The following is a 22,489-nucleotide window of genomic DNA, read 5'->3' as shown; positions in this document are numbered from 1 at the left end:
CCGTTAAGACGAAGGGAGGACAAAGGATGGAATTATATTTTTTAGGTACGAATGCAGGGGTACCAACTATACAACGCAATGTAACGTCGATTGCATTAAGACTTCTTGAAGAACGCCGTAGCATTTGGATGTTCGATTGCGGGGAAGGGACTCAGCATCAGGTTCTTCGCTCACCGATTCGCCTAGGGAAGCTGGAAAAGCTATTTATTACACACTTACACGGAGATCATCTATTTGGTCTTCCAGGTTTATTATCTAGTCGTGGTTATCAGGGAGGGACTTCTCCTTTAACGGTTTATGGTCCACCTGGATTGAAGGCATACTTAGATATATCCTTAGCTGTGAGCCAATCCCGAATTCCATACAAGATTGAGATTGTTGAGCATACAGGAGGAACGGTATTTGAGGATGATGGTTTTAAAGTGGAGGCAGCATTATTAGAGCATCGTATTGATAGCTATGGTTACCGGGTAACGGAAAAGGATAGTCCTGGGAGCCTCAATACGGAATTACTAAAGAGTTTTGGCTTAAAGCCTGGACCGTTATATGGAAAATTAAAAAAAGGTGAAGATGTTATAACGGATGACGGTGTTCGTATCTGCGCTGCTGATGTTGTTAGAGAACCTAAAAGAGGGCGTATTGTTACGATCTTGGGAGACACAAGACCTTGTTCAGGAGCTTTAGAACTCTCACTTCATGCAGACCTTATCGTTCATGAAGCAACCTTTGCTCATGATCTGGCAGAAATGGCGTATCAATACCATCACAGTACCGCACGTCAAGCTGCAGAGCTAGCAAAGGAAGCCAATGCAGGCCAACTATTGTTGACTCATTTCAGCTCTCGTTACAGTTCGTCTGAAGAGTTAATTCCTTTGCTGGAAGAAGCTGAACTCATTTTTCCAGAGACATTATTAGCGGAGGAATTCGGCACATATCCAATTTATCGAAGACAAAACGGGCAATTGGGGAAATGATTATTTTCCGGGAAAGCGCAGGAAATGACAGTGCTATGCTAAAAAATGCTGGATGAGTCTCTCGTTCGATTTCATTCGACGAAGTGTGTTAGATTTAAAGTAATTACAGCGTGAAAGAGGTACGAATGGCTGGAAATCTTGCCGAAAACAATCGGGCAATACCACCAACAAAAAGTATTATTAAACATTCTAAATCCAAGCTGGGCTTAGGTTAAATGTTTATTAATACCATTATTCATTAATCACATTAATTAAATTTCTTATGGAAATAGAGGGATTTATAATGGAACAGATTAAAGGATTATTGATTGACTTAGATGGTACGTTATACCATGGGCATAAAATGATTCCTGGTGCTGATTTACTGATTAAAGGTCTGCGTGAAGCGGGCATTCCTTTTTTATTTGTTACCAACAATTCATCGCGTACAGCGGCTAATGTGGCTGCACATTTATGTGGAATGGGAATCGATGCGAAAGCTGAGGAGGTATGTACCTCATCAATGGCGGCCGCACGTTACATAGCTGAGGAATCACCTGGGGCTGCAGTGGCGATACTTGGAGAAGAGGGTTTGCATGTGGCTTGTACCGAAGCTGGGCTCCGCATTGTCACAGACTCACCCGATTATGTACTGCAAGGCATCGATCGCTCCTTCAACTATACGTCGCTCTCGCAAGCTTCACGCTGGATTCTGGGAGGATCAAAGTTTGTACTCACTAACCCAGACTTAATGCTGCCATCAGATGATGGCATTATGCCTGGCGCAGGTACGATCGGAGCAGCCATCGAGGCTGCTAGTGGAGTGAGTCCAGTAGTGATTGGCAAGCCGGAATCCCATTTAATCAAATTTGCGACAGATCTTCTTGGTATAGAGCCTGAACATGCAGTGGTTGTCGGTGATAATATGCGTACAGATATAGCAGCTGGAGTAAATGCGGGCTGTCGTACAGTTCTTGTATTTACCGGATTAACCAATGCAGAAAATCTTGACCACTATAAAAACCTTACCGGAATCTCACCGGATGAAATTTGTGCCGATTTAACTGAACTTAAAACGTTTCTCGGTGTATAATAGCTAGGATCTTATTACTTCACCAACCTAGAAGGGACGATGAGCTATGCCGGAATTGCCGGAAATGGAGAATTATAGAAAGCTGCTTAGTCAGCATATTATAAATGTGCCAATATCTGATGTAATCGTGAACAGAGAAAAATCAATTAATATGGAAACAGAAGCTTTTAGAAATGCATTGATCGGTGCGCGTGTTGTTTTTGTTGAGCGGCGTGCCAAGTATATTTTGTTTCATCTTCATGATGGACGAAGACTACTTTTACATTTAATGCTTGGTGGAATACTTTTTTATGGCACGGAGGAAGAACGGCCGGATCGTAACACACAAGTCGAAATCGCATTTGGAGATCATATCCTTTACTTTATTGGACTTCGCTTAGGTTATATACATTTGCTGTCGGTGAAGGAAAGCGAAGCCACAATGGGTAAGCTTGGACCTGAGCTGCTGGATCGTCGGATGACGCTGGAAAGATTCACTGCATTATTAAAGGGACGGAGAGGTGCGCTCAAAAGCCTGTTAGTAAATCAGCATGTGATGGCTGGAGTCGGGAATTGCTATGCTGATGAGATTGCCTTTGAAGCTAGGCTTTTACCTTCTGCACTAGTACAAAATTTAACAACTGAATCTATAGCCCGTCTTTATGAGAGCATCCAAAAAGTACTGACTGAGGCGACTGAAATTGGTGGGTACATGGAAATGCCGTTTATGACTGGGGATACTGTTACAGGTTCATATAATAATCAATGTAAAGTGTATGATCGTGAAGGCGAGTCTTGTCTTCGTGATGGGGGAACGATTATCAAAACAGAGCAGTCTGGACGCAAAGTGTTTTATTGCCCAAACTGTCAGCATGACGAATAGCTCCAAAATAGGGGCACATGTTAGCATTCGCGGTGGTTATGGGAGAGCTGCCCGATTCGCTTGGGAGAGCGGTGCAACATGTTTTCAATATTTTCCTAAAAATCCGCGTAGTTTGAAACTTAAACAGGTAGATGTAAGAGATACGAGGGATTGTGCGCTCTTTTGCCAAGACAAAGGGATTGCTTCGATTGCTCACACACCCTATGGGATTAACATGGCGGCTGGTGTAGATGATGTTACTCCGCGAAAGGTTTATGTAGCCTCTCTCTTAAATGATCTGGAGATTGCAGAAGCTTGTGGTTCATTAGGCATCGTTGTTCATTTTGGACATTTTGGTGGAATGGAGCCGTTACAAGGCTATCAAAATATTATACAATGTATGAATGAGGTGCTTCAGTCCTGGGATGGACGTACTAAGCTGCTTATAGAGAATCAAGCGGGCAACCATGGAAATGAAGGAATTACACTTGAAGAACTCGTGAAAGTTCGAGAGCTTAGCCAATTTTCGGAGAAAATAGGATTTTGTTTGGACACCTGTCACGCTTACGCAGCTGGTATCTGGAACCCTGAGCGAACGGAAGACTTCCTTGAACGAGGAGAGCGACTTGGATTTTGGCCACATCTTGTTGCTGTTCATTTAAATGATTCTAAGTTTCCTTTCGACTCAAGACGCGACAGACATGCTGGAATCGGACAAGGACATATTGGAGAGCAGGGGCTGAAAAGCTTATTGTCCTCCAAGCTTTTACGAAGCTCAGCTGTTGTCATGGAAACGGAGAAGGGTGCGGATGGCAGTCACCGAAAAGAAATTGCTACTGTGCGTGGTTGGTTTGAAGCGGAGGCGTAATTGTGATTCATATCTATATGGATGATCTTCGAAAGGTACCTAAAGGGTTCGCTCTGGCTCGTTCGACGGAAGAATGTCTTCTAATGCTGCGTGAGTGCGAGGTGGATATTTTATCACTGGATTACGATATGGGGCCGGGTGATTATTCGGGTGGAGAAGTTGCCAGACGGATCGTACTGGAAGGACTGTTCCCCCGAGAAATCTATTTGCACACATCCAGTCTGTGGGGGCGAAAAGAAATGTATGAGATCTTATATACTGCTAAACCTGAGGGGATGCTTTTGGTAAATGGTCCCCTAAGTTCTGATAAGCTTCGCGATATCGCCGAGGAGACGAACTTGAAATGAAGGTAATGAATGAAGTGGAATTACTGGAGGCGCTCAAGAGTTCAGGAGAACCGCTTGTAGTATTCTTACACACTCCACTGTGCGGTACTTGTAAGGCTGCTGAACGGATGTTAGAGGTGGCGGCTCATCTATTGCCTGCTGATCTTCAAATGGTTGCAGGCAATGTGAACATGCTGCCGAATTTGGTACAACAATATCGTATTACGAGCGTTCCTGCACTACTTGTAGCTTCTGCAGAACGGGAGGATGATCCGAAAGTTTATTATTCCATGGTTTCAGTTGAGCGAGTACTGGAATACATAAGGAGTGTTATATCATAATCATTTCATTACAACATTTATCTCTCCGCAGGGAAGAAAACTTAATCTTGGACGATGTGTCACTAGAAGTTAAAGAAGGTGAGAACTGGGTCATTTTGGGACGGAATGGCTCTGGTAAAACTACAATTTTAGAGATGATGACGGGTTATTTGTTTCCTAGCAAAGGGACTGTAGAAGTGCTGGGTTATAAATATGGACAATGTGATATACGTGAGGTTCGTAAAGAAATTGGCTATATCGGGCCTTCCTTGATGGAAAAGATGTCATTAAATGATCCGGTGTGGGAAGTCGTAGCAACAGGTGCTTACGCTTATTTACGTTTCTACGAGACGATCCCCACCGAAGTAAAAGAGAAAGCAATCAGCATGCTGGAAGATATGAATCTTGGCAATATGGCATTTCATCCTTTTGGGACCTTGTCACAAGGGGAACGTAAAAAAGCTATGCTGGCAAGATGTCTTATGGCTGACCCTAAGCTATTAATTATGGACGAGCCATGTGCGGGCCTTGATCTATATGAAAGGGAAAAAATGCTGGCTGAAATAGACAAGCTGAGACAGCGTAATGTTTCTGTAGTATACGTAACTCACCATGTGGAAGAAATTGTCCCGCTTTTCACGCATGTTGCATTAATTCGTGAGGGTAAGCTAGCTGGATCTGGACCGAAAGAAGAAGTATTAACGAAAGAAATGATCTTGGCCACTTATGATATTCCTGTTGATGTTGAATGGGATAGCGGTCGTCCCTGGATTAAAATTAGACCTGGAGGCAAAACGATTTGAACGATTTAAGACAAGATACCGAAGAGCAGAACATTGCTCCGGAAGAAGAAGTGTATTCCCGATATATTTGTACAGCTAATCACGGCTTTGCACCTTATGCGCAAGAAGAGCTTCGCCGTTTATTTGGTGCTGTGAAGAGTACCTTGTTATTACCAGGAGAAATCTTTCTGGCTACATTGCAATGTGAACCAGAGGAAGTAGCGCGCTTACTCACACAGAATCTTCCCATTTTCCTGCGTCATATACAGCCTGTTCAGTTTCAGGATGAAGGAACCATGGAAGCTCTACAGCGTTTGGCGGTGTATTTAAGTCGCCACACTGAGCTTGAGGGTGAAAAGATATCCCTAAATGTTCGTAAAGGTGATCCTTCCTTTTGGCAGGACAGTCCAGGAGAACTTCGTGAATGGCTCCAAGAGCAATTGCAGAACTTAGGCGCAGAATTTACTGTGCAAGATCCAGCCTGGGTTATTTCAGTCTACGCAGACGGGAATGCCTTATATGCAGGTGTGTCCAGACCAGAAGCGAATTTATCTAGCTGGAATGGCGGTGCCATCCGTTTCCGAAAGGAGGATGGACAAATCTCACGTGCCAAGTTTAAACTAATGGAAGCCGAGAAGGAGTTTGATATTCCTTTTTACAGTTTCCGTAATGCGTTAGATATTGGTGCTTCTCCAGGTGGGTGGACTTCTTTCTTACTAGAACGTGGAATGAAGGTTACAGCTGTTGACCCTGCGTTAATGCATGAGTCCCTTCGTAATTATCCGGGCTTGAAAATCCTTCGTAAAAACGCAGGAGAAGTAAAATTCCGGGACAATGAATTTGATCTGCTCGTGTGCGATATGAGCTGGAGTCCTAAGCTGATGGCGAAGCTAGTAACCGGGTTACTCCACAGTCTGTCACCGGGTGGGACGGCCATTGTGACCGTAAAACTGATGCATAAGAAACCACTTGCGATGATCAAAGAAATTATTGCGATGTTTGAAGGGGAGCGCATGCAGATTCAGCGTGCAAAGCAGCTATTCCATAATCGTGATGAAATTACACTTTATATGATTAAATACTAATCAAACAAATTTTAATTTTCTAAGGGAAAGCATCCCGTTATTAACGTGACCGTATTTTGCGGTAAGAACGTTAATGGCGGAAGCTTTCTCTTTTTTTTTTGCGAAAAGGGGGAGTAAGTTTGTATTTTGAGACGAAACTTAAGATTGGACAGGTTATTGATGACAGATACAGAATTACGGGCCATATTGGTTCAGGTGGGATGAGTAATGTTTATCTTGCGGAAGATTTGCGTCTAAAGGGTAAACGATGGGCTGTAAAAGAAAGCTTATGCTTAGATGAGCTGCATTCTGACATCCAAGCGGAAGCCGATATGTTAATTACACTAGACCACCCACGATTGCCGCGTATTGTCGATTTCTATCTTCCAGATCGAGAAGGGTATTCCTATTTAATCATGGACTATATTGAAGGTGTGAGCTTGAGTCAGCTAATGAAGGATAATCCCGGACCTTTGCCAAGTGACTTCATCATTCAGGCGGCTAAACAGCTTTTAGAAGTCCTTCAATATCTGCATAGTCATCAACCACCGATTATCTATCGTGATCTAAAGCCTTCAAATATCATGTTGACACTGCAAAAAGAACTGATGTTAATTGACTTTGGGATCGCACGAAGCTACAAACACGGTATCTCTGAAGATACGGTTAAGCTTGGTACGGTTGGATTCGCGGCACCTGAGCAATATGGAAGTGGGCAGAGTCAGCCGGTATCCGATTTATATGGATTAGGTGCATTAATTCTCTTTATGGTAACTGGAGGGCAATGTAGTCAATGGGAGTCTGGGATGGAGGATCGGCTATATAACCATATGCCAGCTGGCATTATTCCAATCATAAGACGCTTATTACGACATCACCCGGAAGAGCGTTATCAGAATGCGGAAGCAGTTCTACAGACGCTAATTCGTATGGAGTCCGAAATGGTTAGAGTAAATGATTTTACTATTTCAGTCCCACATTCTCTAGAAAAGAGAAAAGCGATGGTCATTGCCATACTCGGAGTTGCTTCAGGTCTTGGAACAACACATACTTCATTCGCAGTGAGTAGCTTACTTGCACAGAAGGGGGCAACTGCATGGGTTGATTTTTCTCCTGATTCATCGGTTTATGAACGCATTCGCAGCATGTTACATACACAGATTACAACTGTTGCATCCAAGGATGAGATATCTGCTTTTTCATGGAAAGGGGTGCATTATTGGAAACGTCCTATTCACGGAAAAATGGCTGATTTGCTGAGAGGGGATTATCAATTTGTAGTGTTGGATCTTGGCATTGGGGAATATGAAGGGGCGCTTGATGAGTTCAAATATAGCGATATGCCGATTCTAATTACTTCTGGTGCAGATTGGCGACTCGAAGATTTACTAGTGTGGCTTAGGCGTAAAAGGTTACAGCCTGAAACGAATTGGAGGGTGGGGTTACCACTCGCAGAACGCTCAACTGTACAACTGTTGCAGACCGCTATAGGTACAGATAATATTTATGGACTACCTTTTCAGCAAGATCCATTCAAGCCTAAGGGGAAGTTGGTAGAAGAGATCAATGAAATGTTTGAGGGAGTATTAGATGTACCCAGTAAGGGGAAAAGCCGTAGTTTTTTTCAAAAGAAAGGCTGAATAAAGCGGTTCTCTATGCTTCCTCTTTTCACTCAACTAACTTTTAGTTCAGTGTTGCATTAAAGTGTGTTAAAATATATATTTATACGTGTTTTGAAAAATATAAGAAAGTATAAGTTTTACACTATACTTTACCTTTATATTTCTTGCATGAACGCTTACCGTCCTACAGGGACGCTGAAGACGTTTCTGCTTGAAATATAAGAAAGTATAAGCTTCACACTATACTTTATCCTTATATTTTTACGAGAAACGTTTGTCGTCTTTAAAAGACCACAACGTCGTTTCTTCTTATTACGCATTATTTAAGTATAGACAGGAGCTTGCGGAGAATTTATGAGTTTACTTAGTGTAGAAGACGTTTCCCACAATTTTGGGGATCGGACGTTGTTTAAAAATGTTTCTTTCCGGTTGTTACCGGGTGAGCATGTAGGAATCGTAGGAGCAAATGGCGTAGGAAAATCGACGCTTATGAATATTTTGACTGGAAAACTGTTGAAGGATAGTGGAAAAGTAGAGTGGACGCCTCGCGTCCGTTACGGTTACTTGGATCAGCATACGATCTTAACGCCAGGGAAAACCATCCGTGATGTATTGAAGGACGCTTTCTTGCCACTTTTAGAGCTGGAACAGGAAATGCTAACTATAACTGAAAAGATGGGCGACGCTTCTCCTGAAGAGTTAGAGATGTTACTCGAGCAAATGGGGGACATTCAGGAACAGCTGGACATCGGAGATTTTTATCTTATTGATGTAAAAGTGGAGGAAATGGCGAATGGTCTTGGCCTATCCGTTATTGGACTTGACCGTGATGTCGCTTCACTAAGTGGGGGTCAGCGCACAAAGGTTCTGCTCGCGAAGCTTCTGCTTGAGAAACCGAATGTACTATTGCTGGATGAGCCTACTAACTATTTGGATGTTGAGCATATCGACTGGTTAACTAACTATTTGAAGCAATATCCATATGCATTTATATTGATCTCTCATGATACGGAATTCATGAATAAAGTCGTAAATGTGGTCTATCACCTGGAGTTCGGTAAACTTACTCGATACACTGCGAACTACGAGAAATTCCTGAATATGGCCGAGATGAATAAGATCCAACACATAGATGCTTATGAGAAACAACAGGATTTTATTAAGAAACAAGAGGATTTCATTCAGCGTAACAAAGCTCGTGCCTCCACATCTGGCCGGGCGAAGAGCCGTGAGAAACAGCTGGATCGTATGGATCGAATTGATCGACCAGAAGAAGCTGCAAAACCTACCTTTAAGTTTAAAGAAAGTCGGGCCAGCGGGAAAACAGTCTTCGAAGGCATTGATTTCGAGATTGGTTACGACCGTCCGTTGCTTCCTATGCTGAACATGACCATTGAACGTGGAGAGAAGATCGCTATAACTGGTTGCAATGGTGTCGGTAAATCGACGCTACTGAAGACTATTCTTGGCGTGATTCCTACGTATAGCGGTAAAACCTATCTAGGAGATTATCTGAACTCAGCGTATTTCCAACAAGAAGTGAAAGCAGCTAATCTTACACCTATTGAGGATGTCTGGAATGAATTTTCTAGTCTAACTCAGAATGAAGTGCGTGGACATCTTGCTCGCTGTGGTCTGAAAAATGAGCATATTACCCGACCGCTTAGCATGCTGAGTGGTGGCGAACAAGCTAAGGTCCGTCTCTGTAAGCTGTTGATGCGTGAGAGCAACTGGGTTCTGTTCGATGAACCTACCAATCACCTTGATGTTATTGCCAAGGCAGAGCTGAAGCGGGCATTACAAGAATATAAAGGCACAGTCCTGCTCGTCTCCCATGAACCTGATTTCTATGAAGATTGGGTTACGAAAATTTGGGATGTTGAACAGTGGTCAGCAGTACAAGTATAGAATCTTCATACTCCCGGGGAATAGCAGACGATCTGCTGTTCTCCGGTTTTTGGATACGGGGAGGGAAACCGAATGATTCATACAGATGGTCGTGAAGATCGTTATTCTCGTCAGGTGCGATTTGCGCCATTTGGAGCAGAGGGACAAGAAAGGCTCGCGCAGTCTAGTGTTTTAGTAGTCGGAGCAGGTGCGCTTGGTACAGGGATTGCAGAGACGCTGGTACGCTGCGGGGTAGGCAAAATTATTTTAGCTGACCGTGATTATGTAGAGTGGAGTAACCTTCAGAGGCAACAGCTCTATACTGAGGTAGATGCTATTGAACGTATGCCTAAGGCTGCTGCTGCGCAGCGCAAACTTCAACAGATTAATTCTGAGGTCGTTATTGAAGCCTATGTTATAGATGTTCGTGCCGAAGAGTTGGAAGAGCTTGTTTCAGGGGTTGATCTGATCATGGATGGTACAGACAATTTTGATACTCGGCTCATTATTAATGATATGGCGCAAAAGCACGGTATTCCTTGGATCTATGGTGCATGTGTTGGGAGTTATGGAATATCCTATACGATTTTGCCAGGAGAAACTCCATGTCTCAATTGTCTTCTAGGTACAGTACCGCTAGGAGGTGATACCTGTGATACCGCAGGTATACTTCCGCAAGCAGTACAACTAGTTACGGCAAATGCAACGGCAGAGGCGCTGAAACTACTAGGTAAGCGTAAAGAACAATTAAGAAACAAACTGTTAACGTTTGATTTGTGGCGGAATGAATACCATGAAATTGGAGTGAAAGCTGCCAAAAAGAAAAACTGCCCTTCTTGTGGGAGTCATCCGATCTATCCCTATCTAATGGCAGCGAATACCGAACGAGGCGATGTTCTTTGTGGAAGGGATACAGTACAAATTCGACCTGCGAGACCACAGAAGCTTAACTTGCAGGAAACTGCGGACCGTTTGTCTCGTTTAGGAAGCGGAAGCGTGGACAGCAACGCTTATCTGGTTTCTTTTATAGAAGGGCCTTATCGGTTAGTAATTTTTGCTGATGGTAGAGCGTTGATTCATGGAACAAAAGATATTGCTGCTGCTCGGAGCTTTTATCATCGATATTTTGGATAAAGAAGCTGTAAATAGGTGTTCAGGCCATTTCTTAGGAATGGTCTTTTTGTTTTCCGGGAATTCTATACGTACCGCAGTGATGCTGGTGCAAGTCATATGGATATGGGGGAACTTTGTGATTGAGCAAATAATATGGTATATGGCTGATAGCAGTAGTAGAGAAGAAGATCGAACCGTTATAGAAAGTGTGCTACAAGATATTGGACTTGAAGCAACAAAAAGCGAAGATCCCGAGGATCTCCGCTTATCCATATCAAAAGTAGAACCGGTACTGCTGCTTGCTGAGTTATGCGAGGTGGGGACTTGGGAAGGCTGGGACATAATTTCCGCTGTAAGAGCTGAGGGGATGATACTACCAGTAATGGTGATTTCCGGTAAACAATCTGAATCTGGAACTGGGGCAGTTTCGGCGTTCTCAGCCGGGGGTAATGAATATATGACAAAGCCTTTACATACCGGTGAATTCAAGCACAGGATTCTAAATTTGTTAACCCTTACTGGACGGCGTCGAAATTTAAATCAAATACTGAGAGTCGATGGTTTAATGCTCGATCCCAGCCGCAGGTTTGTAAGTCGCGACGGGATCGAGTTAAAAATGACACCCAAAGAATTTGATCTATTGTATTATCTCGCTGCGAACCAAGGAATGATATGCTCTCGCATCGAGATACTTAAGGAAGTATGGGGTTACCAATTTCACGCAGATACCAATGTTGTAGATGTTTACATCAGACATATCCGTTTGAAAATGGATAAAGGTCACCGGAACAAGTTGATTCACACCGTTCGCGGAACAGGATATGTAATGAGGGCGCCCGAAGGCGGCACCACATCCTGAGACTATTTCTCTATTATAGTTAGAACTCTACAGAGTCGTTGTTTACAGTACGCGGCGAGCCTTTAAATATGTTTTTTTCCAATTACCGGAGTTAAGATCGGAAATCGTAACACCTGGTTTACCGTAAGTGTGCAGAATTTTGCCATTGCCAGCATAAACAGCAACGTGAGTTACATTTTTACCGTTTGCTCTGCTACCGCTCGAGAAAAATACTAGATCACCTACACGAAGGTCAGCTTTCGATACTGCTTTCCCTACTTTAGATTGATCTACGGATGTACGAGGCAATGTTACATTATATTGTTTAAAGATGTATTTTGTAAAAGAAGAGCAGTCAAAAACTTTAGTAGTAGAAGTGGATGCACCGAATTTGTAAGGCACTCCCATATATTTCTTCCCGAGATTAACTACGCTTTGACCTTTAGATACGGAAGCTGCTTCAACTTTCGTTGCGCCTACGCCTGTTGCCATCATTGTACCCAAGCCCATTGTAGTAACCATTCCTATAACAATCGCTTTTTTAATCCATTGTTGTTTATTCATGTTGTATTACCTCCAAGGTGTTAGTCTTTGTTGTTGTGTTTGTCTGTCTTGCTTGCCTGATTCGTAGTATAGCAGGTTATCTATGACATAAAAATTGGAAGAGGTGCAATAAAGTGAGGCCGGGTATGGGTTGTAAGCGTTTTATTAAAAATTCATTAAAAGTTACAAAAAATTAATAATTTGATGTAATAGAATCTTAAAAAAGCCGGAAAACCCTTGGTACAAAAGAGTTTTCACGGCTTTTTCGAATTTGAGATAAAAGTTACAATGATGTTTCTAAACTATAAAAAAAGTAGCATTTTACGTTAAACATGATCTCTATGTATCTAGTCTTTACTCTGAATGATCAGCAACAATCCACTTCGAATGGTAACCGTCCCTGAGGATGAAACCAGTTTGTTACTCACACCAAGTGATTGTCCAAGCTTTAGTGTAGCGTCCGTCAATGGATATTGAAATCCTTCTAAGGTAATACCCGATACTTCTGGGGTTAAAGGCAGTAAAGACACGTAGGTATAGCCTAAATCGTTGATAACAGCCTGGGATCCTGTAAGGGTTATATAGTTATGCGTGTCCATGACGTAGCAGTTGATTTGACGTTGTAGGGCTCTTGTCATCATTTGAATGCTAGCCAGGGAGTGGTCAATTCGAGTACCCGTAACACCTAATAGTAGAATAGAATCGGGTTGCTGATCCATTGCAATATCTAGCGCCATCTCGCTATCTGTCAAATCTTTATTCACGGCATCACAGGTGATAGTCTTCTTACTTTTGTTTTCAATATCTTGAAGTGCTTCAGGCGAAACGGAATCAAAATCACCTACTGCTATATCTGGTGTATATCCGTGAGAAATGAGAAATAGCGCTCCCTGATCCGCACCGATAATAAAATCATCTTCATCTAATAGGTTGAAATATTCTGGAGACAGTTCTCCACCTGCAAAAATTACGACTCGTTTGGATGACATAACATCCATTCCTCCTCTTAAACCTCTTGTTGAGTATCCTGTCCAGTATAATGCAGATCGAAAGGTTGCACAATTGACCTCGACAACGCTAAAATGAGAGTGTGCGATCTTTTGAGTATAAATTCACATATATTTAGGTTTAACAACTGGGAGGTGAACGAAATCGTAAGCGTACTGTTTGTATGTCTGGGTAATATTTGTCGATCACCAATGGCGGAGGCTGTTCTGCGGCATAAGATTAATGAACGAGAACTATCTGATAAGATTCTTGTAGATTCAGCGGGAACTGGAGATTGGCATATAGGAAAAGAGCCGCATGAAGGAACAAGACGTATCCTTGATCAGAACGACATTAGCTATGAGAACATGTTAGCACGGCTAGTCGACAGTGAAGATTTTCAAAAATTTGACTATATCGTCTGCATGGACAAGTCTAATGGAGAGAATGTTCGAAAGATTCCTGGCGGGAAAGACGCCGAGCTAATGTTCTTCATGGACTTATTGCCTGAGGAGGAGCTGCGCGAAGTGCCGGATCCGTATTTTACAGGTAATTTTGAACAGGTATATGATTTGATCAACGCGGGCTGTGACATATTGCTGGAAAGAATGATAAGAGAAAAGCTGTAACCCATTCGGATTACAGCTCTCTCTGTATGATTCATATGGTAAATCGAGGGAAATTGCTGGATTTAACTGTAAGCGCAATCAAGTAATCTACATACTGTTCTTTAGATGTTCACTATTTACTACTATCAATAGGTCATTATGCGTTTAAGAAATAGAGTAGAGATTCTGGTAGCTCTTTCTGCCAGAAGCCCCAGAGATGAAGTCCGTCTTTCTCTCGGTAGGATACGGTTGCTCCGCGTGATTCAAGCAATGTTTTTGTTTCTCGATTCATCTGAACAAAATCATAAATGCCAGTATCCGTTTTGTATTCTGTTTCCTGCAGACCAACGACCATATTAATGTTGAGCCAGGAGAGATCCTCTTCTTTAGCCAGCATGTCGCGGGATTCAGGATAGAATGCACCGGAAAGGCTGATGATACGTGTGAAGATCGCAGGATAAGCAAGTGCAAGGTGGAGCGAAACACTGCCCCCAAGGGAGTCGCCTGCTAAGATTCGTTCGTCCGGAGTATGGCGCACAGGATATTTTTGTTCAATGAAGGGAATAATCTCTTCGGAAAAGCAAGATAAGTACTGCTTGAATCTGCTTCCAAAAGGAGCGTATTCTTGAGTCCGAACAGCGACGTCTACTTCGACACCAACAATGATGAAGGGCTCCACGTCTTCTTCTATAATAAGACGTCCAGCGAGTGTAGCGATGCGGCCAAAGTTAAAGAACTCTTCGCCGTCTTGGCAGTACACCACTGGGTAGCTCAAGACTTCGTTGTAGCCGGGAGGGAGATAGATGCGTAATTTACGTTCCTCCTGCAGATGTTTACTCCAAAGCGTTTCTTTTACAATTGTGCGTTTCAGAAAAACAGAATCGCTCATAGTTGCCACGTCACCTTTCTTGTCGAATTTTGCAATACACAACGGTTTGCTCTAAAATGAATAGCTGAGTAACTGTGTGATTAATCATTTACTTGTTCCAAAAGCTTTAAACTGTTATATAAAAATAAATCACCTGTTATACATACAAAATTTAAAGGAATATAAATTTTATAAGTATTTCTTTGACGAAAGTAACCAAACAGGTGTATAATAATATTATAACAGAGGCAGCTGATATTCAAATTTTTTTATTGAGGTGAAGATAATGAGTAAAGTTCCTTATGAAGTGTATACAGAGGACGTCGAGGCTCTAACGGTACTTTCCCCGGATGGAGAAATTATCAACAAGGATAAAATGCCTGATTTAACCGACGATCAACTGAAAGAAATTATGTATCGTATGGTATTTACCCGTACTTGGGATGATCGTGCAGTAAATCTTGGTCGTCAAGGCCGTCTTGGTTTCTACGCACCGGTATCCGGTCAAGAAGCTACTATGATTGGTAGCGAGTACGCTTTGGAGAAAGAAGACTTCTTATGCCCAGGCTACCGTGATATTCCGCAGCTAGTATGGCACGGACTTCCATTGTACCAAGCATTCTTATATTCCCGTGGACACCAACATGGTGGAGCTATTCCTGATGGCGTTAATGTATTGATGCCACAAATTATCATCGGCGCGCAAATCCTGCACGCTACAGGAATTGCAATGGGCTTTAAATTGAAGAAACAAAAGAGTGTTGCAATTACTTACACTGGTGATGGCGGTTCTTCTGAAGGCGACTTCTATGAAGGCTTGAACTTTGCTGGTCGCTTTAAACTGCCTGTTATCTTCTTTGTTCAAAACAACGGTTACGCGATTACGACTCCATTCGCAAAACAAACAGCTTCCAAATCGATCGCTCACAAAGCGGTTGCAGCTGGTATTCCGGGAATTAAAGTTGACGGCATGGACATCTTTGCAGTAATCAGTGCTGTTCGTGACGCTGCTGAGCGTGCACGTAATGGCGAAGGTGCTACATTGATCGAAGCTGTAACTTACCGTTTCCGTCCACACTCCCTTTCTGACGATGCAAGTAAATATCGTTCGAAAGAAGAAGAAGGACAATGGAGCGAAAAGGATCCAATCAACCGTCTTGCCAAGTATTTGGAGAAGAAAGGTCTTTGGACTGAAGAAGATACGCTGCGCGTGAAAGACGAAGCGAAAGCTACTGTTAACGAGCAGATTAAAAAAGCTGAACAAACCGAAAAAATGACTATACCTGGCTTGATCGACAGCATGTTCGAAGTAACACCTAAACATCTGGAAGAGCAAAAAGCCGATTTTGAATAAGGGGGATATCAGGCAATGGCACAAATGAATATGAAAGAAGCGATCCGCGACGCGATGCGCGTTGAACTGAATCGTGACCCTAACGTTCTTATCTTCGGAGAGGATGTTGGTAATGTAGGTGGCGTTTTCCGTGTAACGGAAGGGCTGCAAAAGGAATTTGGCGAAGATCGTATTTTTGATACTCCACTAGCTGAGTCCGCTATCGGTGGTCTGGCATTTGGTCTTGGTGTACAAGGCTTCCGCCCAATTGCAGAAATTCAATTCGTTGGTTTTATCTTTGAAGCACTTGATCAGATCGTTGTTCAAGCGGCACGTCTGCGCTGGCGTTCTGGCGGTAAATATAATGCTCCAATCGTATTCCGTACTCCTTTTGGTGGCGGAGTTAAGGCTGCTGAGCTTCATACAGATTCACTCGAAGGTTTGATTGCACAAAGCCCGGGTATTAAAGTAGTAATTCCTTCAAACCCATATGATGCTAAGGGACTTCTTATCGCGTCTATCCGCGACAATGACCCTGTATTCTTCATGGAGCATTTGAACCTTTACCATGCATTCCGTGCTGAAGTGCCAGAAGGTGAATACACTGTTGAACTTGGCAAAGCTAACGTAGTACGTGAAGGTGCTGATGTATCTATCATTACTTACGGGCTGATGGTACATACAGCTACCAAAGCAGCCGAGCAACTCGAAAAAGAAGGCATTAACGTTGAAATTATTGACCTTCGTACTGTAAGTCCAATCGACATCGACACTATTGTAGCGTCTGTGAAGAAGACTAACCGTGCTATCGTAGTACAAGAAGCTCAAAAGAGCTCCGGTGTTGCTGCTGAGGTTATTGCACAAATTAACGAAAAAGCATTGCTGCACTTGGAAGCACCTGTTCTTCGGATCGCAGGTCCGGACACAGTATATCCATTCGCACAAATTGAAGATACATGGCTTCCAAACCCTGCGCGTATTATTGCAGGCGTGAAGAAAGTTTTGGATTTCTAAAATATTTTTTCTATGAGAAACGGTTGTCATCCTTTATGGATGACAACGTCGTTTCTTCTTCTGAATTCTAACCATAAGATCAGTCCCAATTTCACAAGGAGGTTTTCAAAGTGGCAAAGTTTGAATACCGATTCCCTGAACTAGGTGAAGGTTTGCATGAAGGTGAAATCATCAAAATGCATATCAAAGCCGGTGACAAGGTAACGGATGATGATATCGTAATGGAAGTTCAAAATGATAAGGCGGTAGTTGAGGTGCCTTGTCCAGTGAACGGTACCGTGTTGGAAGTTTTGACTAAAGATGGCCAAGTTTGCCGTGTTGGCGAAGTTGTAGCTATTATCGAAGCTGAGGGCGACGTGCCTGAGCAAGAAGGTCATGCTGCTGAAGAAGCTCCAGCTGCACCTGCACCTGCTGCACCAGCTCCTGCGAATGCTAAATCAGCGAACTTTGAATATCGGTTCCCAGAACTGGGTGAAGGTCTGCATGAAGGTGAAATCATCAAAATGCATATCAAAGCCGGTGACAAAGTAACCGATGATGATATCATCATGGAAGTTCAAAATGACAAGGCAGTAGTTGAAGTTCCTTGTCCAGTGAACGGTACTGTGTTGGAAGTTCTGACTAAAGATGGTCAAGTATGCCGTGTTGGCGATGTTGTAGCTATCATTGCTGCAGAAGGTGACGTTCCTGAACAAGCAGGTCATGCTTCCGCAGAAGCAGATGCAGCAAAAGGAAGTGCAAATACCACTTCTTCCCCTGCAGCAACTAGCCCATCTGATGCTAAACAAGGTGGATCTGTTAGTGCAGCACCAGCACCTGACCGTGATGTGTTGGCTACACCTAGCGTTCGTAAATTTGCTCGTGAGCAAAAAGTGGATATCTCTAAAGTGAACGGAACTGGAAAAGGCGGCAAAATCACTCGTGAAGACGTTGAAGCATTCTTGAAAGGTGGTTCAGCACCTGCGGCAGCGGCAACTCCTGCAGCGGCAGCTTCTGAAGCTCCTAAGGCTGCTAAAACTGAAGCTAAAGCAACATCTGCAGCAGCGAGCGGTAATGTTAGTCTTGAAGAAGAACGTGTACCATACAAGGGCATTCGTAAAGCGATCGCCAATGCAATGGTAAAATCGGCTTACACTGCACCGCACGTTACAATTATGGACGAAGTAGATGTTACTGAACTGGTAGCATTCCGTACACGGATGAAACCAATCGCTGAGAAAAAAGGCGTTAAGGTTACTTACCTTCCATTCATTGTTAAAGCATTGGTTGCAGCTTCCCGTCAATTCCCAGCGCTTAACGCTATGATTGATGAAGAAGCAGGCGAGATTGTTTACAAGAAATACTACAACATCGGTATCGCTACTGATACACCAAACGGCTTGATCGTTCCAGTTATCAAGGATGCTGACCGTAAGAGCATCTGGATGATCGCTAGCAGCATCACTGACCTTGCAGTTCGTGGTCGTGACGGTAAATTGTCTGCTAACGAAATGAAGGGCAGCACGATCTCCATCAGTAACATTGGTTCTGCTGGCGGTATGTTCTTTACTCCAATCATTAACTTCCCTGAAGTGGCTATCCTCGGAACTGGCCGTATCAGTGAAAAAGCAGTAGTTAAGAATGGTGAAATCGTAGTTGCTCCTGTAATGGCGTTGTCACTCAGCTTTGACCACCGTATTATCGATGGTGCGACTGCTCAAAACTTTATGAACTACATTAAATCGCTGCTCAATAATCCTGAGCTGCTGGTTATGGAGGTATAATTATGGTAGTAGGAGACGCTTCTCTAGATATTGACACATTGGTCATTGGTGCAGGTCCTGGTGGGTATGTGGCGGCAATTCGTGCCGCCCAGCTCGGCCAAAAAGTCCTCATCGTGGATAAATCGGAACTCGGCGGTGTATGTTTGAACCGTGGATGTATTCCTTCTAAAGCACTGATTGCTGCTGCACATCAGTTCGAATCTGCTAAGCATGGTGAAGTTTTCGGTGTTACTGCTGAGAACGTTAAAGTGGATTTTGCTAAAACTCAAGAGTTCAAAAACGGCGTAGTTAAGAAAATGACTAGCGGCGTGACTAGTTTGATGAAAGGCAACAAAATTGAAGTATTTAACGGCGAATGCATGTTTATCAGCGACACAGAAGCACGTGTGTTCAATGATCATGAATCCCCACGTTACCGCTTCAAACACTGTATCATTGCAACAGGTTCCCGTCCGATTGAACTGAAACCTTTCCCATTCGGTGGACGTATTCTATCTTCGACTGAAGCTCTTGAGCTTCCAGAAATTCCGAAGAGCATGATCGTAATCGGTGGTGGTTACATCGGCGCTGAGCTTGGCCAAATGTACTCCAAATTCGGTACTAAAGTAACAATCATCGAAGGTTTGGATACTGTACTTCCAGGCTTTGATAAAGATATGACTCGTCTTGTTGCGAAAAACATGGCTAAAACTGGCATCGAAATCGTAACTAACGCTAAAGCTGAAAGTGCTGTACAGAACGACAAGGAAGTTACCGTGAAATATTCTGTTGGTGGCGAATCCAAAGAAGTTACTGCGGATTACTTGCTTGTAACTGTAGGCCGTCGTCCTAACACTGATGGTGAACTTGGACTAGACCTGATCGGTCTTGAGCTCGACGAGCGTGGATTGATCAAAGTCGATCACCAAGGTCGCACAAGCATTCCTAACATCTTCGCTATCGGCGACGTTGTTCCAGGTCTGGCGTTGGCTCACAAAGCTTCTTACGAAGGTAAGATTGCCGCAGAAGCGATTGCAGGACTTACATCTGTTGTTGACTACAAAGTCATCCCAGCAGTTGTGTTTACAGATCCTGAATGCTCAAGCGTTGGTTTGACTGAGAAAGAAGCGAAAGACAAAGGCTACAAAGTGAAAGCTGGTAAGTTCCCATTTGCAGGGAATGGCCGCGCCGTATCTTTGAACAGCCCAGAAGGTTTCATCAAAATTGTTGCTAACTCCGAAAACAATCTTGTGCTTGGTGCACAAATCGTTGGTATCGAAGCTTCTAACTTGATCGCTGAACTTGGTTTGGCAATTGAAATGGGCGCAACACTTGAAGATATCGCTTTGACTATTCATGCGCATCCAACCCTTGGCGAAATCGTCATGGAAGCTGCTGAACTGGTTGAAGGTCACCCTATTCACGTAATGAAATAATTTCTCTACCCAATTGCTCTAGCAGGCACTGAAAGGCGGAACGCATTTGCGTTTCGCCTTTTTGAGTTTTCCACTTTTTTGAAAAAAGATATAATGGGAGGAGATGAAACAATTTGAGCGAATACACTATAAAATCATTCATCCGTATTTTAAAAACTTATATAGGGAGGACAAATGATGAAACCCAATAAGTTAAAGCCTGGTGATGAGTTGCGAATCATCTCACCTGCCAGAAGTCTGTCGTTAATCGCTGCTGAACAAAGGAAAATTGCCAAAGAACAGCTGCAAAAATTAGGTTTTCGGATATCATTTTCCGTAAATTCTTTTGAGAAGGATGATTTTGTTTCCTCATCGATCGATTCTAGAATAGAGGATTTGCACGAAGCTTTTTTAGATCCGAATGTTAAAGGGATTCTTACGACCATTGGAGGCTTTAATAGCAATCAACTGCTACGTTATATCGACTATTCCATCATTGCAGAGCATCCTAAACGATTATGCGGGTATTCGGATATTACTACTTTAAGTAATGCAATCTATGCTAAAACAGGATTAGTTACATATTCCGGACCACATTTTTCTAGCTTCGCAATGCTTCACGACAATGAATATACCACCGAATATTTCCGTAAGCTGATGATGGACAACAAAGAAATAGTGGTGAGGCCTTCGAAGCATTGGAGTGATGATGAGTGGTATCTGGACCAGGAGAACCGTGTATTTATCAGAAATGAAGGTCCGTTCATTATCAATGATGGAGAAGCGAAAGGGACAATTATCGGTGGGAACCTGTGTACATTAAATCTTTTGCAGGGAACGGAGTATATGCCAAGTTTAAAAAATTCGATATTATTTCTTGAGGATGATTATGAGTCATCGCCTGCAACCTTTGATCGGGATTTACAATCGCTGATTCATCAACCAGATTTTCAGCATGTTAAAGGATTGGTTATTGGCAGATTCCAACAAGGATCACGTATGACTAAAGAACTGTTGATCAAAATCATAACTTCAAAAGAAGAGCTATCAGACATTCCTGTCATTGCAGACGTGGACTTTGGACATACCTCCCCAATGATTACTTTCCCTGTAGGTGGACAAGCCTCACTTCGTGCTTATGGGGTTAGAGTAGAGTTAAGAATATCAGAGTAGTGAACTCCTCGGATTATTAAATAAATTTAAAAAATATCTTACCTTCTACAAAATTCGGATTTTTCAGATATAATATATGAGGTGAAATATTACGGAGGTGCATTAAATTGAATAATGAGTTAGAACAAACCTATTTGAATTTTTTACAATATATTTTAGATAATGGTGTAAAAAAAGAAGATCGTACCGGAACAGGCACTATTAGTGTATTTGGTTATCAAATGCGATTTGATTTATCAAAAGGCTTCCCCTTATTTACAACAAAACGGACACCGTTCCGTTTAATCGCAAGTGAATTATTATGGTTTATTAAAGGCGACACAAACATTCGTTATTTATTGAAAAATAATAATCATATTTGGGATGAATGGGCTTTCAAAAGATGGGTTGAATCAGACGAATATACAGGTCCAGATATGACTGATTTCGGGAATCGTTGTTTAATTGATGAAGACTTCAATCAAGTTTATCAAGCAGAGATGAAAGCATTTTGTGATCGTGTCTTAGAAGATGATGCGTTCGCAGCGAAGCATGGTGACCTAGGGAATGTTTATGGTAAGCAGTGGCGAAATTGGACATCTTCTACGGGAGAATCCATTGACCAATTACAAGATGTAATTCATCAGATCAAATCAAATCCTGATTCTCGTCGTTTAATTGTAAGCGCATGGAACCCGGAAGATGTTATAAATGCTGGGGCAAAAGGGAGTAAAGCAGCGTTACCACCTTGCCACGTTATGTTCCAGTTCTATGTTGCAAATGGTAAATTAAGCTGTCACTTGCTGCAGCGCAGTGCTGACTCTTTTCTTGGAGCTAACTTCAATATCCCGTCTTACTCCTTACTTACACATTTAATAGCACATGAGTGTGGTCTAGAAGTAGGCGAGTTTGTATATAGCATTAGTGATGCACATATCTATTCAAACCATGTTGATCAAGTAAAAGAGCAATTATCAAGAGATTTAAGACCATTGCCAACATTGGTTATTAATTCAAATAAGAAATCACTTTTTGATATCGAGCTGGAAGACCTTATCATTGAAGGGTACAATCCGCATCCTTCGATTAAAGCGCCGATCGCAGTATAAATTAATGGTTA

Annotated in this window: 22 protein-coding genes; 19 read left to right on the top strand and 3 right to left on the bottom strand. The window is 42.6% G+C overall.

Annotated elements, in window-relative coordinates; genetic code table 11:
• The first annotated feature begins 26 nt into the window (after nt 1-26).
• The 12 genes from rnz (at nt 27) to MHI27_RS16980 (ending at nt 11,728) form a co-directional block, all read left to right on the top strand.
• Nucleotides 27-974 carry a ribonuclease Z gene (gene rnz / locus MHI27_RS17035; protein WP_042188838.1) on the top strand — a complete coding sequence of 316 codons (948 nt, stop codon included), beginning with the start codon at nt 27-29 and terminating at the stop codon, nt 972-974.
• A 283-nt stretch (nt 975-1,257) separates the two neighbouring features.
• Nucleotides 1,258-2,046, top strand: a complete 789-nt coding sequence (locus tag MHI27_RS17030) for an HAD-IIA family hydrolase (protein WP_405174265.1) — start codon at nt 1,258-1,260, stop codon at nt 2,044-2,046.
• 46 nt (nt 2,047-2,092) lie between these two features.
• Entirely contained in the window at nt 2,093-2,908 is an 816-nt protein-coding gene (locus MHI27_RS17025; RefSeq protein WP_042188834.1) for an Fpg/Nei family DNA glycosylase, read from the top strand.
• On the top strand, nt 2,808-3,755 hold the full coding sequence (locus tag MHI27_RS17020; protein ID WP_405174264.1) for a deoxyribonuclease IV: 948 nt from the start codon (nt 2,808-2,810) through the stop codon (nt 3,753-3,755). Before MHI27_RS17025 ends, MHI27_RS17020 begins: the two co-directional genes overlap by 101 nt.
• A 2-nt stretch (nt 3,756-3,757) precedes the next feature.
• A complete protein-coding gene (locus tag MHI27_RS17015) occupies nt 3,758-4,102 on the top strand; it encodes a cyclic-phosphate processing receiver domain-containing protein (protein WP_076283543.1) in 345 nt (114 codons plus the stop codon).
• Nucleotides 4,099-4,422 carry a thioredoxin family protein gene (locus MHI27_RS17010; protein ID WP_405174263.1) on the top strand — a complete coding sequence of 108 codons (324 nt, stop codon included), beginning with the start codon at nt 4,099-4,101 and terminating at the stop codon, nt 4,420-4,422. The genes MHI27_RS17015 and MHI27_RS17010 overlap by 4 nt, the downstream gene beginning before the upstream one ends.
• A complete protein-coding gene (locus MHI27_RS17005) occupies nt 4,422-5,204 on the top strand; it encodes an ATP-binding cassette domain-containing protein (protein ID WP_339271686.1) in 783 nt (260 codons plus the stop codon). The genes MHI27_RS17010 and MHI27_RS17005 overlap by 1 nt, the downstream gene beginning before the upstream one ends.
• A complete protein-coding gene (locus tag MHI27_RS17000; RefSeq protein WP_405174262.1) occupies nt 5,201-6,268 on the top strand; it encodes an SAM-dependent methyltransferase in 1,068 nt (355 codons plus the stop codon). Before MHI27_RS17005 ends, MHI27_RS17000 begins: the two co-directional genes overlap by 4 nt.
• Nucleotides 6,269-6,387: 119 nt before the next feature.
• Nucleotides 6,388-7,887, top strand: coding sequence for a serine/threonine protein kinase (locus MHI27_RS16995; protein WP_405174261.1), 1,500 nt, complete (start codon nt 6,388-6,390; stop codon nt 7,885-7,887).
• 336 nt (nt 7,888-8,223) lie between these two features.
• Complete coding sequence (locus MHI27_RS16990; RefSeq protein ID WP_042188823.1) at nt 8,224-9,777, top strand: ABC-F family ATP-binding cassette domain-containing protein; 1,554 nt, start codon at nt 8,224-8,226, stop codon at nt 9,775-9,777.
• 72 nt (nt 9,778-9,849) lie between these two features.
• Entirely contained in the window at nt 9,850-10,890 is a 1,041-nt protein-coding gene (locus MHI27_RS16985; protein WP_405174260.1) for a ThiF family adenylyltransferase, read from the top strand.
• A complete protein-coding gene (locus MHI27_RS16980) occupies nt 10,835-11,728 on the top strand; it encodes a response regulator transcription factor (protein ID WP_405174259.1) in 894 nt (297 codons plus the stop codon). The genes MHI27_RS16985 and MHI27_RS16980 overlap by 56 nt, the downstream gene beginning before the upstream one ends.
• A gap of 42 nt (nt 11,729-11,770) precedes the next feature.
• Here the strand turns inward: MHI27_RS16980 and MHI27_RS16975 are convergent, their stop codons facing one another.
• Together MHI27_RS16975 and MHI27_RS16970 are read right to left on the bottom strand one after the other, a co-directional pair.
• On the bottom strand, nt 11,771-12,271 hold the full coding sequence (locus tag MHI27_RS16975; protein WP_339241593.1) for a C40 family peptidase: 501 nt from the start codon (nt 12,269-12,271) through the stop codon (nt 11,771-11,773).
• Between the two features lie 326 nt (nt 12,272-12,597).
• A complete protein-coding gene (locus MHI27_RS16970) occupies nt 12,598-13,239 on the bottom strand; it encodes a thiamine diphosphokinase (protein WP_379424046.1) in 642 nt (213 codons plus the stop codon).
• A 162-nt stretch (nt 13,240-13,401) separates the two neighbouring features.
• On the opposite strand from MHI27_RS16970, the gene MHI27_RS16965 reads away from it, so the two are divergent.
• Nucleotides 13,402-13,866: a low molecular weight protein-tyrosine-phosphatase gene (locus MHI27_RS16965; RefSeq protein WP_042194033.1), complete on the top strand. Its 465-nt coding sequence runs from the start codon at nt 13,402-13,404 to the stop codon at nt 13,864-13,866.
• 136 nt (nt 13,867-14,002) lie between these two features.
• On the opposite strand, the gene MHI27_RS16960 is transcribed toward MHI27_RS16965, so the two are convergent.
• Nucleotides 14,003-14,734 carry an alpha/beta hydrolase gene (locus MHI27_RS16960; protein ID WP_405174258.1) on the bottom strand — a complete coding sequence of 244 codons (732 nt, stop codon included), beginning with the start codon at nt 14,732-14,734 and terminating at the stop codon, nt 14,003-14,005.
• A gap of 265 nt (nt 14,735-14,999) precedes the next feature.
• On the opposite strand from MHI27_RS16960, the gene pdhA reads away from it, so the two are divergent.
• The 6 genes from pdhA (at nt 15,000) to MHI27_RS16930 (ending at nt 22,478) form a co-directional block, all read left to right on the top strand.
• Nucleotides 15,000-16,067: a pyruvate dehydrogenase (acetyl-transferring) E1 component subunit alpha gene (gene pdhA / locus MHI27_RS16955; protein ID WP_042188812.1), complete on the top strand. Its 1,068-nt coding sequence runs from the start codon at nt 15,000-15,002 to the stop codon at nt 16,065-16,067.
• 15 nt (nt 16,068-16,082) lie between these two features.
• Nucleotides 16,083-17,060, top strand: coding sequence for an alpha-ketoacid dehydrogenase subunit beta (locus MHI27_RS16950; protein WP_042188810.1), 978 nt, complete (start codon nt 16,083-16,085; stop codon nt 17,058-17,060).
• A 110-nt stretch (nt 17,061-17,170) separates the two neighbouring features.
• Nucleotides 17,171-18,823 carry a 2-oxo acid dehydrogenase subunit E2 gene (locus tag MHI27_RS16945; RefSeq protein WP_076283552.1) on the top strand — a complete coding sequence of 551 codons (1,653 nt, stop codon included), beginning with the start codon at nt 17,171-17,173 and terminating at the stop codon, nt 18,821-18,823.
• Nucleotides 18,824-18,825: 2 nt separating this feature from the next.
• Nucleotides 18,826-20,238: a dihydrolipoyl dehydrogenase gene (lpdA, locus tag MHI27_RS16940; RefSeq protein WP_042188806.1), complete on the top strand. Its 1,413-nt coding sequence runs from the start codon at nt 18,826-18,828 to the stop codon at nt 20,236-20,238.
• Between the two features lie 177 nt (nt 20,239-20,415).
• Nucleotides 20,416-21,390 (top strand): S66 peptidase family protein, encoded by a 975-nt coding sequence (locus MHI27_RS16935; protein ID WP_405176758.1) that lies wholly within the window; start codon nt 20,416-20,418, stop codon nt 21,388-21,390.
• Nucleotides 21,391-21,497: 107 nt separating this feature from the next.
• Complete coding sequence (locus MHI27_RS16930; protein WP_339241585.1) at nt 21,498-22,478, top strand: thymidylate synthase; 981 nt, start codon at nt 21,498-21,500, stop codon at nt 22,476-22,478.
• The last annotated feature ends 11 nt before the right edge of the window (nt 22,479-22,489 follow it).

It is taken from the genome of Paenibacillus sp. FSL H8-0261, from assembly GCF_045040645.1.
Classification (GTDB): domain Bacteria; phylum Bacillota; class Bacilli; order Paenibacillales; family Paenibacillaceae; genus Paenibacillus_AQ.
Note: the sequence above shows the minus strand (reverse complement) of the source record. Positions and strands in the feature narration are given on the sequence as shown.